Here is a 14,832-nt window from a genome sequence, read left to right as displayed (position 1 = left end):
TCCCCAAGACGGTTTTTCCGGCGAAAGTCATAGTCCTCCCTGATGTCACGGGAGGAGAATATCGTGAAGCAGTCTACCCTGCTCATTGGTGGCGAAACTGTCGCCACGACCCAATATGCGCCGGTTACAAATCCGTCGAACGGCGAAATCGTCGGCTATATGCCGCTTGCCGGGCAAGCCGATCTCGACCAGGCCGTTGCCGCCGCAGCCGCGGCTTTCAAAAGCTGGTCGGTGACGTCAAACGAAGAGCGCGCGGCCGCTTGCCGGGCCATCGCCGAAAAAATCAACGAACACGCCGAGGAATTGGCGCATCTCCTGACCCGGGAGCAGGGTAAGCCGCTCAATGGCCTCGGGTCGCGTTTTGAAATCGGCGGCGCGCTCGCCTGGACGCGCCATACGGCGGAACTCGATCTGCCGGTCGAGATCCTGCAGGATGACAATGAAGGCCGCGTCGAGCTGCATCGCAAGCCGATCGGTGTCGTCGGCTCGATCACACCCTGGAACTGGCCTGTCATGATCGCTTGCTGGCACATCGTTCCAGCGGTGCGGGCCGGCAATACCGTGGTCATCAAGCCGTCGCCCCTGACGCCGCTCTCGACCATCCGCCTGGTCGAGATCATCAACGAGGTGCTGCCCCCCGGCGTCGTCAATGTGATCACCGGCGAAAACAGCATTGGGGCCGCGCTTTCGGCCCATCCCGGTATTGCCAAGATGACCTTCACCGGTTCCACCGAGACCGGCAAAAAAATTATGGCCTCGGCCGTCGCCACCTTGAAACGGCTGACGCTGGAACTCGGCGGCAACGATGCGGGCATCGTGCTGCCCGACGTCGATCCGAAAGGCATTGTCGAGGGCCTGTTCTGGGGCGCCTTCATCAATAACGGCCAGACCTGCGCGGCGCTGAAACGCCTCTATGTGCATGACAGCATCTATGAGGAGGTCTGCAGCGCACTTGCCGATTATGCCGGCAAGATCACTGTCGGCGACGGCCTGGATGAGGCCAGCATCCTCGGCCCGATACAAAACGAAATGCAGTTCAACAAGGTGCGCGATCTGGTCGATGATGCGCGCACACAAGGCGGCCGCATTCTGACCGGCGGCACGCCGATGGACCGGCCCGGCTATTTCTATCCGATCACGCTGGTTGCCGATGTCGATCATGGTGTCCGGCTGGTCGATGAGGAGCAGTTCGGTCCGGCCCTGCCGATCATCCGTTACAGTGATCTCGACGAGGTGATCGCCCGCGCCAACCAGAATCCGGCGGGTCTCGGCGGTTCGGTCTGGTCTGCCGATGTCGAGAAGGCCAAGCGCTATGCAAGGCAGCTCGAATGCGGCTCGGTCTGGATCAACAAGCACGGCACGATTCAACCCAATGCACCCTTCGGGGGCGTCAAACAATCCGGCATCGGCGTCGAATTCGGCGCCGAAGGACTGAAGGAATTCACCACGATCCAGACGGTGTTGAGCTGAGCCATGACGACTTACGATTATATCATCGTCGGAGGCGGATCCTCGGGCTGCGTGCTGGCGAACCGCCTGTCGGAAAATCCGGCGCATAAGGTCCTGCTGATCGAGTCCGGCCGTCGCGACGCCGATCCGTGGATCCATATACCCGCGACCTTCTTCAAGGTGCTGGGCAAGGGCATCGACATCCATCCCTACGCATCGAACCCCGACAAGGGCCTGAACGGCCGGCCGTGCATCGTGCCGCAGGGAAATGTGCTCGGCGGCGGCAGCTCGGTGAATGCGATGATCTATATTCGCGGCCATCGCAACGACTACGATACCTGGTCGCAAATGGGCTGCCAGGGGTGGTCCTATGACGACGTGCTTCCAGCCTTCCGCTCGCTGGAACAGAACGAGCGGCTGAACGGCCATTTCCACGGCAAGAGGGGTGGGCTGCACGTCTCCGACCCGCGCCACCGCCACCCGCTGAGCGAGGCCTTCGTCAAGGCGGCGACTGAAATCGGCATTCCCCAGAACGACGATTTCAACGGCGCCGATCAGGCAGGTGCCGGCTTCTATCAGAGTACCACCCGTGGCGGCCGGCGCTGGAGCTCTGCCCAGGCCTTCCTGCGCGAGGCGGAGAAGCGGCCGAACCTCACCGTGCTGACCGAGCGCAAGGTGGCGCGTGTCCTGTTCGAGGGGCGGAGGGCGGCCGGCGTCGAACTGCTCGACGGCACGACTTTCAAGGCCTCGCGCGAAATCGCCCTCACATCAGGGGCTATCGCCACGCCGAAGATCCTGCAATTGTCCGGGATCGGCGACGGCGCGCTTCTTTCCTCGCTTGGCATCCAGGTGGTTGCCGACCTGCCGGGCGTCGGCGCCAACTATCAGGATCATCTCGAGGTGCCGGTGCAGGGCGAAACGCGCGAGCCGATCTCGATCCTCGGCCAAGACAAGGGTCTGCGGGCTGCCGGCCATATGCTGCGTTATCTGACATCACGTCGCGGGCTGCTGTCATCCAACGTCGTCGAATGCGGCGGCTTCGTCGATACCGCAGGCACCGGCCAGCCGGATGTGCAGTTCCATGTCCTGCCCGTTCTGATCGGTTTCGTCGATCGCGAACCGGAGCCCGGCCATGGTATCAGCATCGGGCCGTGTTATCTCCGGCCGCGGTCGCGTGGCTGGATCAGGCTGAAGAGCGCCGATCCCCGGGAGCAGACGGATTTCAACGCCAATCTGCTCTCCGATCCCGCCGACATCGAGACCCTGGTGCGCGGTGTCGAAACGGCGATCCGCATTCTCGATGCGCCGGCACTCGCCAAACTGGTGAAGCGCCGCGTGCTGCCGAAGCCCGGCGTCGAGAAAGATCCGGAGGCCCTGCACGACTACATCAGGCAATCGGCCAAGACCGTATTCCATCCGGCGGGAACGGCCCGCATGGGCCGCGCCGACGATCGCATGGCGGTCGTCGGACCGGACCTGAAGGTGCGCGGCATCGAGGGACTGCGCGTCTGCGACGCCTCGGTGATGCCGACTCTGGTGTCGGGCAATACCAACGCGCCGACGATGATGATTGCGGCAAAGGCTGCCGCGTTCATGACAGGGAAGGTGATTTCCGGCTGAGCCTGATATCGCCGATCGCAATATCCCGTGGGGAGCGGGACAACACACTGGAGGAGACAATGCCTATCAATCCAAAAGGGCTGGTAATCGGCCTTTTCCTGACGCTCGTTTCGGCGTTCAGCGCACATGCCGCAGCATCCTGCGGCGACAATAGCGGCAGGCCGGCAACCGGCGAACCAATTGTGATCGGCGCGATTACCGGCAAGACGGGACCGGACGATTTTTCCAATTCCACCAAGGCGGCCAAGGCGTATTTCGATTGCCTGAACGCCAACGGCGGGATCAAGGGACGGCCAGTGAGATATCTGGTCGAGGACGACCAGTGGAACCCCGAGATAGCAGCACAGCTCGCCGCCAAGCTCGTCAATGACGAGAAGTCCGTGCTGATGGTCGGCAATTCGAGTTTCGTCGAATGCGGCGCCAATGCCGATTTCTACAAGAAGTCAGGCATTCTCGTCGTCGCCGGCGTCGGTGTTCCCCGCGAATGTTTCTTCGCGGCAAACTACGCGCCGACCAATGCCGGTCCTCGCGTCTCGATGCTCGGCGCCATGGGTTATGCGCTCGATCAACTGAAGGCAAAGTCGGTCGTCTGCATCGGGCCGAATATCCCGAATGTCGGCACCTGGTCGTGCGATGGCGTTGTTCAGCTCGCCAAGGAAAAAGGCCTGACGGCCGAGACGATCTTGATGGATCCCGGGACCGCCGATTCCACGTCGACCATCCTGCAGGCGGCAGCTTCCAGACCGGATGTGATCATCCTCGGCCTGCCAAAGGGCGTCACCGTGCCGCTCTTGACCGCCGCGGAAGAACAGGGGCTGAACCAGAGCATCAAGTTCCTGAGCGCCGCCTCGGCCTATGATCTCTCCATGCCCGGCACGATCGGCGTCGGCTGGGATGGCAATTTCATCGTCAATATGGAATTCAACGACCTCGAGGCGACGACGCCTGATAATCAGAACTGGCTCGCCGTCATGGATCAATACGGCCAGAAATCCGATCCGCGTGACACCTTCGCCCAGGCCGGCTATCTCGCGGCACGGATCGCCGAGACGGCACTGATGACGCTCGATCCCGCCAATATCAATCGCGACACGGCATCGGCCGCCGTGCGGGGGATAAAGGGTTTCAAGAGCGATATTTTCTGCGCGCCCTGGTACTTCGGCGACGGCCAGACCCGCCACAACGCCAATTCGACCACGCGCATGGCGGTCAGCGAAGGCGGCAAATGGAAAGTCGTCTCCGACTGCGCGCCGTCGCCGGATCCGGAGCTGAAGGACATTCGCGCCTTCGAAAAGTCCGCCGGCATCAACTGAGCCTGCGTCTGACATCGTGCTCCGCGGCATCACCCGCGGAGCCGGGCAAGCCCCGGAGGATCGGCTTATGAACATACTTCCTTTCATCATATCAGGGTTCGGGATCGGCGCCGTCTATGCCCTATCGGGCGTCGGCCTCGTCGTGCTGTTTCGCGCGACCGGCGTTCTCAATTTCGCTTTCGGTGCTTTTGGTGCGATGGGCGCGCATTGCGCCTGGCAGCTTCTCGAGTGGAAGATGCCGCTCGCCATCGCCATCCTTGCCGCCGTTGCCGTCTCGACGGCGATCAGCTTTCTCTACGGGCGGATCTTCGCTCCGATGCTGTCGCATCGCGACACCGTCGTGCGCGCCGTCGGAACGCTGGCGCCGGCGCTCGTCCTGATCGCTGTCATGGGTGTCACATGGGGCGAGCTGCCGCGCCGTCTGCAGTTTCCGACCGACCAGATATTCGTCTCGCTCTTTGCCGTCCGCCTGACCTATACGCGCATCATCGCCCTTCTTCTTGCCGTCGCCATGGTCGTCGCGATCACCTTGCTGCTTTCCCGCACGCGGCTTGGCCTCGATATGCGGGCGCTTGCCAACGACCGCGATCTCAGCGCCGTGCTCGGCGTGCGCGTCCTCCACACCGAAACGGCAGCCTGGATCATCACCGGCATCTTCTCAGGCCTCGCCGGCCTGCTGCTGGCCGATCTCGTGCGACTGCAGGGTACGTTTCTGACCCTGCTGGTCATTCCCGCCATTGCCGCGGCGATCCTCGGCCAGTTGCGCTCGCTCTGGGAAACCGCGGCTGCCGGCATTCTGATCGGTATTGCCGAGGCGGCGCTGACGCCGATTGCCTGGATATCGCCCTATCGCGCGGCCGCACCCTTCATCATCGCGCTTGCCGCCGTCACGATCCTCGGAGGCACGGCGAAAGCCGCGTTGAAAGACCGATGAGCGTTCAGCAGCAAACAATCGCCTCCAACGCCGAAGGCCTGTCGATGATGCGCCTGCCGAAACAGATTCTGCATGTCCCCGTGACGATGGCGCTCTTCGCAGCAGTGGTCGCTTTCCTCGCAAATTCCTTCTGGCTTTCGGCGGCAACCTCCGCCGTCGCCCTGTCATTATCGGTTGCCGGCCTTGCCATTCTCTATGGCCAGCTCGGCCTGGTTTCGCTCTGCCAGTTCGCCCTCGTCGGCGTCGGCGGCTGGGTGACGCTGCGCATCGGGCACGCCTTTCATTCGCCCTTCGAGGTGAGCCTTCTTGCCGGCGGTATCGTCGCCTCGGCGGTCGGGCTCGCCTTCGGCGTGCCGGCGCTGCGGCTGCGCGGTCTCTACCTCGCGCTCGTCACCCTGATGCTCGCCGGCGGCTTCCAGATCGTCATCAGCGCCTGGGGCTTTCCCGATGGCGGTCCTGGTTTCCTCGGCCGAGCGGACGGTTCCGGCCGGGAGATGCTGGCGAGACCTGCCGTGGCCGACGGCGAGGTCGCCTATTTTCTCTATGTCTGCACGGCAGCTGCGATCGGCCTCTCGATCGCGCAATGGCATAAGCTTGCGCGTCCCGGCAGGGCCTGGGCGCTAATCCGCAAGGGTGAGACCGTGGCGGTTGCAAGCGGCGTCAACGTTCTCATCTACAAGGCCTGGGCCTTTGCGCTCAGCGGCCTGCTTGCCGGCCTTGCCGGCGGGCTGCTGGCCGGCAATGTCGGCCAGCTCGACGGGCGCGCCTTCGGCGCCTTCGAGAGCCTCAACCTCTTTGCGCTCGCCATCGTCGGCGGTGTGTTCAACTGGTATGGCGCCCTGATCGCCGGCCTTCTGTTGCGCGCGGTGCCGGCGCTGCTGACCGATCTCGGTATCGACGGTTATGTCACGATCGGCATTTTCGGCGTCGCGCTGTTCCATGCGCTGGCAACGGCGCCGACCGGCATCGCCGGCCAGATCGCCACCTTGCTCGCCCGTCTGAACAGCGGCCTATCAAGGGGGAGGGCACGATGATCACCATCGACAATCTCGTCGTTCAGTTCGGTGGGGTGAAGCCGATCAACGAACTCAGCGCCGTGCTTGCGGCGCCGGTCGCGGGCCTCATCGGCCCGAATGGAGCCGGCAAGACGACGTTGCTCAACGTGCTCTCCGGCTTCGTTCGGCCGGCTCAGGGGACCGTGTCGCTCGGCGCTCAGGCGCTGTTGCCGATGACGCCGCTGCAGCGCGTGCGCGCCGGCCTGCGCCGCTCGTTCCAGACCGAGCAGGTGGTCGAGGACCTGACCGTCGCCGGCAATATCGCGGCGATCGCCGATCATGTGGTTGGCGCGCCGCATCGCTCCGAAGCCGTGGACGAGGCGCTTTCCTTCGTCGGTCTCAGCGCGGTTGCCGACCGGCTGGGGCAATCGCTCAATCTCTTCCAGCGCCGCTTGGTCGAACTGGCGAAATGTGTTGTCGGCAAGCCGAAGCTGATCCTGCTGGACGAGCCGGCCGCCGGTCTGACCGAGGAAGAGGGAAAGGCGTTTCGCGAGTTGGTGCTGCGCATCCCCGCGGAATTCCGAGCGCAGGTTCTGGTCATCGATCACGACGTCGATCTTATCCGCTCCATGTGCAGCGAAACCATGGTGCTCGACTACGGCAAGCTGCTGGCGCTCGGCCCGACGCAGACCGTGCTTGCCGATCCGAACGTGCGGCGCGCCTATCTGGGGGAGTTCTGAGATGAGCGGGAATTCCGAGGTCCGCGTCGAAAACATGGTCGTCGAACGCGGTGGCAAACGCGTCATCCACGACATTTCCTTTTCGGTCGCAGCCGGCAAGGTGACGACCCTGCTCGGCGCCAATGGGGCGGGAAAATCGAGCACGGTCATGGCCATGGCAGGTGTTCTGCCGCGCGGCGGCGCGGTGCGGCTGGGAGACATCGCACTCGAAGGATTTGTGCCCGATCGCATCCGCCGGGCAGGCCTTGCGCTCGTTCCGGAAGGGCACCGCGTGCTGGGGCAATTGTCGGTGGAGGACAATATCCTCGTCGCCGCGCTCGATCCTGCGGCAGCGGCCCGCCGGCAGGGGCTGGAGCGCGCCTATGAGATCTTTCCCGAGCTTGCCGAGCGCCGACGTCAGTCGGCTTCCGATCTCTCCGGCGGCCAGAAGCAGATGGTGGCGATGGCGCAGGCTTTCGTCGCAAAGCCACGTTTCATGATCGTCGACGAGCTTTCGCTCGGCTTGGCGCCTGCCGTCGTCAAGCGTCTGGCCGAGGCGCTGAAGATTGCCGCTGCCGGCGGCATCGGCGTGCTGCTGATCGAGCAATTCGCCAATCTCGCGCTGGATCTTGCCGAGAGGGCGCTCGTGCTGGAGCGCGGCCGCCTCGTCTTCGACGGTCCCGCCGCGACGCTGAAAGCCCAGCCGGACATCCTCCATGGCGCCTATCTGGCGAGCTGAAGCGAGGAGGTTGTCGTGCGTTTTTCCGCTGGTCACCGCCCTATCGAGACGGCCCGGGGCCAGGAATTTGCCGGGCTTGTCCGCACGCTGTTCGGCAATGTCAGGCTCGATTTCACCGCGGCCGACGAAGAGAAGAGTTCGATGCTCTCCGCCATGTTGGGAGCCTGCCGGCTGACCCGGCTGGAAGCCGATCGGCATGTGGTTTTCGGCGAGCGCGTGACGGTGGGACCTGACGATCCCGACGCAATCAAGCTGATCCTGCAGACCGAAGGCAGCGCCTCGATCACCCAGGGTGGCTTGCACGCCCCCGTCTCCACCAATGCGCTTGTGATCTATGATCCGCGCCGGCCCTATGTGCTGACCAACAGCACGCCGGTCCGCCAATTGCTGCTGCAACTGCCGCGGCAGGCATTGCCGCAGGCCGCGGTTGAGCGGCTGGCAGCACCCTTCACTGCGCATGCCGAGTATGACGGCATGTGCGGCATTCTACTGTCGCTGATGGAAACGACCATGCGCGAGATCGGCCATCTCGACGAAGCGCGGCGTTCGAGCGTCGGCCAGACGATGATCGATCTCGTTCGCACCATGATCGGCGGGGGGCGGCCGGAGAAACTGGTCGCCAATCCGCTCGATCTGCTGCTGGCGCGCATCAAGGATTTCATCGCCGGGAATATCGCCCGGCCGGATCTGACCGTGGCCATGATCGCGCGGCGCATGGGCTGCTCGGTGCGTTACGTCTATCGCGCCTTCGAGGCCGAACGGCTGACACCGTCCGATTATATCTGGGATTTGCGCCTGCAGCGGGCAGCGGCCAAGCTGCGCGAAGCCGGCGGCCATAGCGGCGAGATATCGGAGATCGCCTTTGCGCTCGGCTTTTCCTCCAGCGCGCATTTTTCGCGCGCTTTCCGCGCCCGCTACGCCGTTTCACCGTCGCAATGGCGCAAGGCTGCGCTTTCGTAGGGCGGCCCGGTCTGCGCCGAGCCGCCCAGATTCTTATCGCATCGATTCCGCGACGCGCAGCGTATCGGTAAACTGCTCGAAGCGCCGGATCTTGCCGTCCGCGACACGCCAGGCATGGACGACGCGGGCCTTGAAAGATTTACCGGTCTGCCGGTGGGTGCCGCTATAGTCGCCGATGGCGATGACGTCGTCGCCGGCGTGGAGAAGACGTTCCAGCTTGAAGGTGTAGTCATCGAATGCCTCACCGAGCGCCTGGAAAACGTGTCTGAAGACCTCCTGCGGGCCGACATAGGTGCCGGCGCAGGGAAAGCCGTCCATCTCCGTCCAGCGGCAGTCGGGGGCGATGTCGGCCAGCATGCCGTCTATATCGCGGCGGCCGTTGGCGTCGTAATGCGCCTTGACGATGTCGAAAGCTGTTTTCATGGTTTTGTCCCTCAAACCGGTTCCTGGCCCGGCAGGTAATAGGTTATCGAGGCCTTGCGGATGAAAGCGCCGGCCGGGCTGTTCTGGATGCGTCCGTCGCCGGTGATGCCGAGGAATTTGCCGGTCGAGCGCATATCGTCGAAATTGTAGAAGAAGGTGGAGGCGACCGCGATTTTGAACTCCCGGAAGGTGAAGACGTACTGGTTCTCGTCGAACTTGTAGGTGGTTGTCAGGTCGACATCGCCATGGCCGCGCTGGACGCCGACCAGGCACTGCCAGGCGTAGCGCTCAGCGGAAAGGTAAGTGTGTTCGTAGACATGGTTGGGGCTGTAGGTGAAATGCGCCCTAAGCCCGATGAGATCGCGGCTTTCGGCCGGCGCCGGCCCGCCGGCAGCACCGCCCTCGATGACGCCGGGCCGGAAGATTTGCGCCACCTGCGGTTCGCCGACGGCGTCGCTCGCATCGCGGACGATCGAATAGATCGAAAGCGCTCGGCGGGTCGCAACATTGAGGATCAACGTTTCGGCTTCTCTCGGGCGGCCGGCGAAGACGATCTCGATGAAATAGGTGTTCGGCGCGACCTCGATCACCTCAGCCTTGTCGGTTGCGCTTTCCTTGCCGTCGGACCATCTGGCCTCGCCTCTGCCGAAGGCAAGGTCGAGCAGGCGGCCGTCGTCGAAGCCGATCTTATAGGACGAGCCGGAAAGCGCCTCCGTCGCCGGCAGGCGGTTCGTGGCGATGCCATAGGCGAATTCGTCGTAGGTTTTCCAATCCTTCGGATTTTCGTTCATCGTTGTCTCCTCCTATCATTCTGCAAAGGCGAGGGTCGGCAGATCGACCGTGCCGGCTCCGCCGTCGACGGTCAGGATCGCGCCGTTGATCATCGAGGCGTCCGACGAGGCCAGGAAGCAGACGGCGTTGGCGACATCCTCGGCGCTCGCGGGCCGACCGAGCGGCACGTCCCTGGTGACGAGCGCATAAGCCTCCTCGATGCCCTTCAGCCTGAACTTCTCGACGATCATCTGCATCTGCTCGTCGGCCATCGCCGTCGTCACCCATCCCGGGCAGACGGTATTCGTGCGCACGCCCTTGCGGCCGTAGTCGCGCGCCAGCGATTTTGCGAGCCCGATGCAGGCATGCTTCATGGTGACGTAGCCCGCCGCATCCGGCCCGGCGAACAGCCCGGCAATCGAGGCGAGAACGACGATGTTGCCCTTGCTCCGGATCAGATGCGGCAGAGATCTGCGGGCGCTGACGAAGGCGGTGTTCAAATTGAGCCGAACCGCGAGATCCCAGGTCTCATCGGACATGCTGATCGTCGGCCCGACGCCGTGGCCGCCGGCATTGGCAATCAGGATATCGAGCCCGCCAAAAGTTTCGGCGACCGTTTCGATTGCTTTCCGCATCGCAACGCCGTCGGCCGCATCGGCGGCGATGACGGTGGCGCCGATCTCATCGGCAACAGCTCGAAGCGGCTCGGGGCGCCGTCCGACGAGCGCGACATTACCGCCTTCCTCCCGGATGCGGCGGGCGACCGCGGCGCCGATGCCGGTGCCGCCGCCCGTGATCAGGGCTGTCTTCTTGTTGAAGCGCATACTTCTTTCTCCTGGGCTTTCGATCATCATGATCGAAAGCCCAGGAGGCGTCCTGTCCAGCTCTGCAGTCCGTTTTGACTGAGCGTGCAAAACAACGCAGGAGATCAGTAGACCTTCACGTCGCCCGCCGGCCTGGCGGCTTCGGTCTTGTGAAAATCTTCAAGCAGCTTGGCCGTGGCATTGGCGAGCAGCATGACGTCGTTGCCGATCGCGACGAAGGTGGTGCCGAGTTCGAGGTAGCGCTTGGAGAGGGCGAGATCGCCGATCAGGATGCCGGCGGCCTTGCCGTGCGACTGGATCCTGGCAAGCGCCTTTTCGACTTCGGCCTGCACTTCGGGCGCGCCCGGCCTGCCGAGATAACCCATGTCGGCGGCGAGATCGGACGGGCCGATGAAAACGCCGTCGACGCCTTCGGTCGTTGCGATCGCGTCGAGCGCTGCGAGCCCCGCCCGGCTTTCCACCTGCAGCAGCAGGCAGATCTCGTCATTGGCGGTCTGGAGATAATCGGGGATGCGGTTGAAATCGGAAGCGCGGGCAAGGGCAGCACCAACGCCGCGCACACCCTGCGGCGGATAACGCACGGCGCGGACGATGGCTTCTGCCATCTCCTTGCTGTCGACCATCGGAATGAGCAGCGTCTGCGCGCCGATATCGAGCATCTGCTTGATGATCCAGGTCTCGCCGACCGGCGGACGGATCACCGCATGACTTGCCGATCCCTTCATCGCCTGCAGCTGCGAGGCGAGCAGCGGCACGTCGTTCGGCGCATGTTCGGCATCGAGCAGCAGCCAGTCGTAACCGGCGCCGGCGCAGATTTCGACCGTGTAAGGGCTGGCGAGCGCCTGCCAGAGACCGATCTGGGCCCGCCCCTCTTTCAGGGCTTGCTTGAAGAGGTTCTTTGGCGCCGGCATGGTTTTACTCCTTCATGCAAAATAGAGGCTGGCCGAGCCGTAAGGGCCGAAATCGGCGTTGATGGTATCGCCGTGCCGCGCCTCGATCGGACGGATGAATGAACCAGCCAGCACGATCTGTCCAGCCTCGATGCCATCGCCATATTGCGCCAGCCGATTGGCGAGCCAGGCAACGCCGCGGGCAGGCTGGTTGAGGACGCCGGCCCCAAGCCCCGTTTCCTCGACCTCGGCATTGCGGCTGACGATCGCCCCCATCCAGCGCATGTCGATTTCACCGGGCCGCACGGCGCGGCCGCCGGTGACGATGCCGGCATTGGCGGCATTGTCGGAGATGGTGTCGACGATGGTGCGCGGCTTCTTCGTCTCCGGATCAACGCGCAGGATGCGGGTGTCGAGGATTTCGAGCGCCGGCGTCACATAATCGGTGGCGTTCAGTACGTCGAAGATCGAGATGCCGGGCCCGCGCAAAGGCGCCTTCATGACGAAGGCGATTTCCGCCTCGATGCGCGGCTGGATGAAGCGGTCCGCCGGCACGGTCGCGCCGTCTTCGAAGACCATATCATCGAAGAGCACACCGGAATCAGGAATGTCGATGTTGAGCGCATATTGCATCGCCTTCGACGTCAGCCCGATCTTCCAGCCGATCGGTTTGCGGCCGTCCGCAATCTTCTTCTTCACCCAGGCGCTTTGGACGGCATAGGCGTCGTCCATGTTCATCTGGGGATGTCTCAGCGACAGGAGCCCGGTCTGGATGCGGGTGCGCTCGGCCTGGTCGAGGCTTTCGGCGGCCGCCTGGATTTCATCCTCAGACAGCATCAGAACACCTCGTCGGCGATGGTGTTTTTCAGGATGCCGAGGCCGTCGGCCTCGACTTCGACGACATCCCCTGGTCTCAGCCAGATCGGCGGATCGAAGCGCGCACCGGCGCCGGTCGGCGTGCCGGTGATGATGACGTCGCCGGGAACGAGGGTGGTGAAGGTCGAGATGTAATTGATGATCTTGCGGAAGGAGAAGATCATCCGGCTGGTGCGGTCGCTCTGGCGGACCTCGCCGTTGACGCGGGATTCGAGCTTGATGTCCTCGAGCTGGGCGGCGTCGGTGAAGGGGATCAGCCAGGGGCCGATCGCGCCGGTGCGATCGAAGTTCTTGCCCTGGGTGACGTTGAACTTCGCATGGCGCACCCAGTCGCGGATCGTGCCCTCGTTGCAGAGCGACAGGGCGGCGATGTGGGAGAAGGCATCCGCCTCGGCAATCCGCCGGCCGCCCTTGCCGATGACGATGACGATCTCGCCTTCATAGTCGAGCTGCGGGCTTTCCGGCGGCCGGATCAGCGCTTCGCCATGGCCGGTGAAGGAACGGGGAAAACGGATGAACAGCGAGGGGTTGGAGGGGGCTGCCTGGCCGTCCTTGTATTCCTCGTTGCGGTCGGGGAAGTTGACCCCGACGCAGATGATCTTTTCCGGCGACGGAATGGGAATTTCGAAGCGGATTTCGTCGAGCGCAAAATCCGGCTTCAATGCTTTGCTTTCCTCGGCGAGGTGAACGAGGCGGCCCGCCTCGATCACGTCGCTGAGGTTCGCCCAGCTTGCGCCGTGGCGAGCCGACAGGTCGATGACGCCGCCCTCGACAGCAAGCCCATAGCCATGATGGCCGTTTCTGGAAAAAGACAGGAATCGTGGATGGGTCATGCTTGTCTCGGGCCTTCTCTTGGCCTCAGGCGATGCCGCCGAGGCAGACATATTTGATTTCGGTGAATTCCTCGATGCCGTATTTCGAACCCTCGCGGCCGAGGCCGGAAAGCTTGACGCCGCCGAAGGGGGCTTCGGCCGTCGAGATCAGCCCGGTATTGACGCCGACCATGCCGTATTCCAGCGCCTCGGCGACCCGGAAGACCCGGGCGAGATCCTTGGCGTAGAAATAGGAGGCAAGACCGAACTCGGTGTCGTTGGCCTGGGCGATCACATCGGCTTCGTCCTTGAAGCGGAAGAGCGGCGCCACCGGTCCGAAAGTCTCTTCCTTGGCGACAGCCATGGCAGGGGTGACGTCGGCCAGCACGGTCGCTTCGTAGAAGCGTCCGCCGAGTGGGTGGCGGTGGCCGCCGGCAACGACACGGCCGCCCTTGGACAGCGCATCGGCGACATGCTCCTCGACCTTGGCAAGGGCGGACTCGTCTATCAGCGGGCCGAGATTGATGCCCTCGTCGAAGCCGTTGCCGGTCTTCAACGTGGCCACGGCCTTCGAGAGCTTCTCGGCAAAGGCGTCATAAACGCCCTCCTGCACATAGAGGCGGTTGGCGCAGACGCAGGTCTGGCCGTTGTTGCGGAATTTGGCGATCAGCGCGCCTTCCACGGCCGCATCGAGATCGGCGTCGTCGAAGACGATGAAGGGCGCATTGCCGCCGAGCTCCAGCCCAAGTTTCTTGATGGTCGGGGCACTCTGCCGGTAGAGTTCGGCGCCGACTTCGGTCGAACCGGTAAAGGTCAGCTTGCGCACGACGGGGCTTGCTGTCATCTCGCCGCCGATTGCGCGCGCCGAACCTGTGAGAACGCTGAAGAGGCCCTTGGGAAAACCGGCACGCTCGGCGAGGATGGCGATGGCGATCGCCGAAAACGGCGTCTGCGAGGCCGGCTTCAGCACCATGGCGCAGCCGGCGGCAAAGGCGGGTCCTGCCTTGCGGGTGATCATCGCATTGGGGAAATTCCACGGAGTGATGGCGGCAACGACGCCGATCGGCTGCTTCATCACCAGGATGCGCTTATCCTTCTGATGACCGGGAACGATGTCGCCATAGACGCGCCGCGCCTCCTCGGCAAACCATTCGATGAAGCTCGCGCCGTAGGCGATCTCGCCCTTGGCCTCGGCGAGCGGCTTGCCCTGTTCCGCCGTCAGGATGCGGCCAAGATCGTCCTGATTGTCCATCATCAGCTGGAACCAGCGCCTGAGAATGACCGACCGTTCCTTGGCGGTGCGAGCGGCCCATTCCTTCTGCGCAATCTCGGCAGCGGCAATTGCCGCCTTGGTCTCGGCTGCGCCGAGATTGGGAACGCGGCCGATGATCTCGCCGGTCGCGGGGTTGTCCACCGCGATCCCATTGTCCCCCGCCTCGATCCAATCGCCGCCAACCAATGCGGCCTGCCGGAACAATGTTGCGTCTTTCAATTCCATGACTCTATC

15 protein-coding genes are annotated in these 14,832 nt (G+C 63.6%); 8 read left to right on the top strand and 7 right to left on the bottom strand.

Annotated elements, in window-relative coordinates:
• Positions 1–63: 63 nt before the first annotated feature.
• The 8 genes from ACS4RS_RS27955 (at position 64) to ACS4RS_RS27920 (ending at position 8,729) form a co-directional block, all read left to right on the top strand.
• Positions 64–1,470 (top strand): aldehyde dehydrogenase family protein, encoded by a 1,407-nt coding sequence (locus ACS4RS_RS27955; RefSeq protein WP_439012631.1) that lies wholly within the window; start codon positions 64–66, stop codon positions 1,468–1,470.
• Positions 1,471–1,473: 3 nt separating this feature from the next.
• The gene (locus tag ACS4RS_RS27950; RefSeq protein WP_439012630.1) at positions 1,474–3,069 is read left to right on the top strand and encodes a GMC family oxidoreductase N-terminal domain-containing protein; all 1,596 of its coding nucleotides are present in this window, start codon (positions 1,474–1,476) and stop codon (positions 3,067–3,069) included.
• Positions 3,070–3,128: 59 nt separating this feature from the next.
• Positions 3,129–4,382 (top strand): ABC transporter substrate-binding protein, encoded by a 1,254-nt coding sequence (locus ACS4RS_RS27945; RefSeq protein ID WP_439013256.1) that lies wholly within the window; start codon positions 3,129–3,131, stop codon positions 4,380–4,382.
• A 67-nt stretch (positions 4,383–4,449) separates the two neighbouring features.
• On the top strand, positions 4,450–5,316 hold the full coding sequence (locus tag ACS4RS_RS27940; protein ID WP_439012629.1) for an ABC transporter permease subunit: 867 nt from the start codon (positions 4,450–4,452) through the stop codon (positions 5,314–5,316).
• Positions 5,313–6,350 carry an ABC transporter permease subunit gene (locus tag ACS4RS_RS27935; protein ID WP_439013255.1) on the top strand — a complete coding sequence of 346 codons (1,038 nt, stop codon included), beginning with the start codon at positions 5,313–5,315 and terminating at the stop codon, positions 6,348–6,350. Before ACS4RS_RS27940 ends, ACS4RS_RS27935 begins: the two co-directional genes overlap by 4 nt.
• Entirely contained in the window at positions 6,347–7,051 is a 705-nt protein-coding gene (locus ACS4RS_RS27930; protein ID WP_439013254.1) for an ATP-binding cassette domain-containing protein, read from the top strand. The genes ACS4RS_RS27935 and ACS4RS_RS27930 overlap by 4 nt, the downstream gene beginning before the upstream one ends.
• Before the next feature lies 1 nt (position 7,052).
• On the top strand, positions 7,053–7,769 hold the full coding sequence (locus ACS4RS_RS27925; RefSeq protein ID WP_439013253.1) for an ATP-binding cassette domain-containing protein: 717 nt from the start codon (positions 7,053–7,055) through the stop codon (positions 7,767–7,769).
• A gap of 15 nt (positions 7,770–7,784) precedes the next feature.
• Positions 7,785–8,729, top strand: coding sequence for an AraC-like ligand-binding domain-containing protein (locus ACS4RS_RS27920; protein WP_439013252.1), 945 nt, complete (start codon positions 7,785–7,787; stop codon positions 8,727–8,729).
• A gap of 33 nt (positions 8,730–8,762) precedes the next feature.
• Here ACS4RS_RS27920 and ACS4RS_RS27915 read toward each other — a convergent pair whose 3' ends face one another.
• The 7 genes from ACS4RS_RS27915 to gabD all read right to left on the bottom strand — a co-directional run bounded on the left by ACS4RS_RS27915 (position 8,763) and on the right by gabD (position 14,823).
• On the bottom strand, positions 8,763–9,152 hold the full coding sequence (locus ACS4RS_RS27915) for a nuclear transport factor 2 family protein (protein WP_439013251.1): 390 nt from the start codon (positions 9,150–9,152) through the stop codon (positions 8,763–8,765).
• Between the two features lie 11 nt (positions 9,153–9,163).
• Positions 9,164–9,943 carry a MoaF C-terminal domain-containing protein gene (locus ACS4RS_RS27910; RefSeq protein WP_439013250.1) on the bottom strand — a complete coding sequence of 260 codons (780 nt, stop codon included), beginning with the start codon at positions 9,941–9,943 and terminating at the stop codon, positions 9,164–9,166.
• A gap of 15 nt (positions 9,944–9,958) precedes the next feature.
• Positions 9,959–10,747 (bottom strand): SDR family NAD(P)-dependent oxidoreductase, encoded by a 789-nt coding sequence (locus tag ACS4RS_RS27905; protein ID WP_449314054.1) that lies wholly within the window; start codon positions 10,745–10,747, stop codon positions 9,959–9,961.
• Between the two features lie 104 nt (positions 10,748–10,851).
• Complete coding sequence (gene hpaI / locus ACS4RS_RS27900) at positions 10,852–11,658, bottom strand: 4-hydroxy-2-oxoheptanedioate aldolase (protein ID WP_439013248.1); 807 nt, start codon at positions 11,656–11,658, stop codon at positions 10,852–10,854.
• Between the two features lie 12 nt (positions 11,659–11,670).
• Positions 11,671–12,474, bottom strand: coding sequence for a 2-oxo-hept-4-ene-1,7-dioate hydratase (hpaH, locus tag ACS4RS_RS27895; protein WP_439013247.1), 804 nt, complete (start codon positions 12,472–12,474; stop codon positions 11,671–11,673).
• Positions 12,474–13,346, bottom strand: a complete 873-nt coding sequence (locus ACS4RS_RS27890) for a fumarylacetoacetate hydrolase family protein (RefSeq protein ID WP_439013246.1) — start codon at positions 13,344–13,346, stop codon at positions 12,474–12,476. The genes hpaH and ACS4RS_RS27890 overlap by 1 nt, the downstream gene beginning before the upstream one ends.
• A gap of 25 nt (positions 13,347–13,371) precedes the next feature.
• A complete protein-coding gene (gabD, locus tag ACS4RS_RS27885; protein ID WP_439013245.1) occupies positions 13,372–14,823 on the bottom strand; it encodes an NADP-dependent succinate-semialdehyde dehydrogenase in 1,452 nt (483 codons plus the stop codon).
• Positions 14,824–14,832 lie beyond the last annotated feature (9 nt).

The organism is Rhizobium sp. F40D2 (assembly GCF_051810745.2).
Lineage (GTDB): Bacteria > Pseudomonadota > Alphaproteobacteria > Rhizobiales > Rhizobiaceae > Rhizobium.
This window is presented reverse-complemented; position numbering and strand designations above follow the sequence as displayed.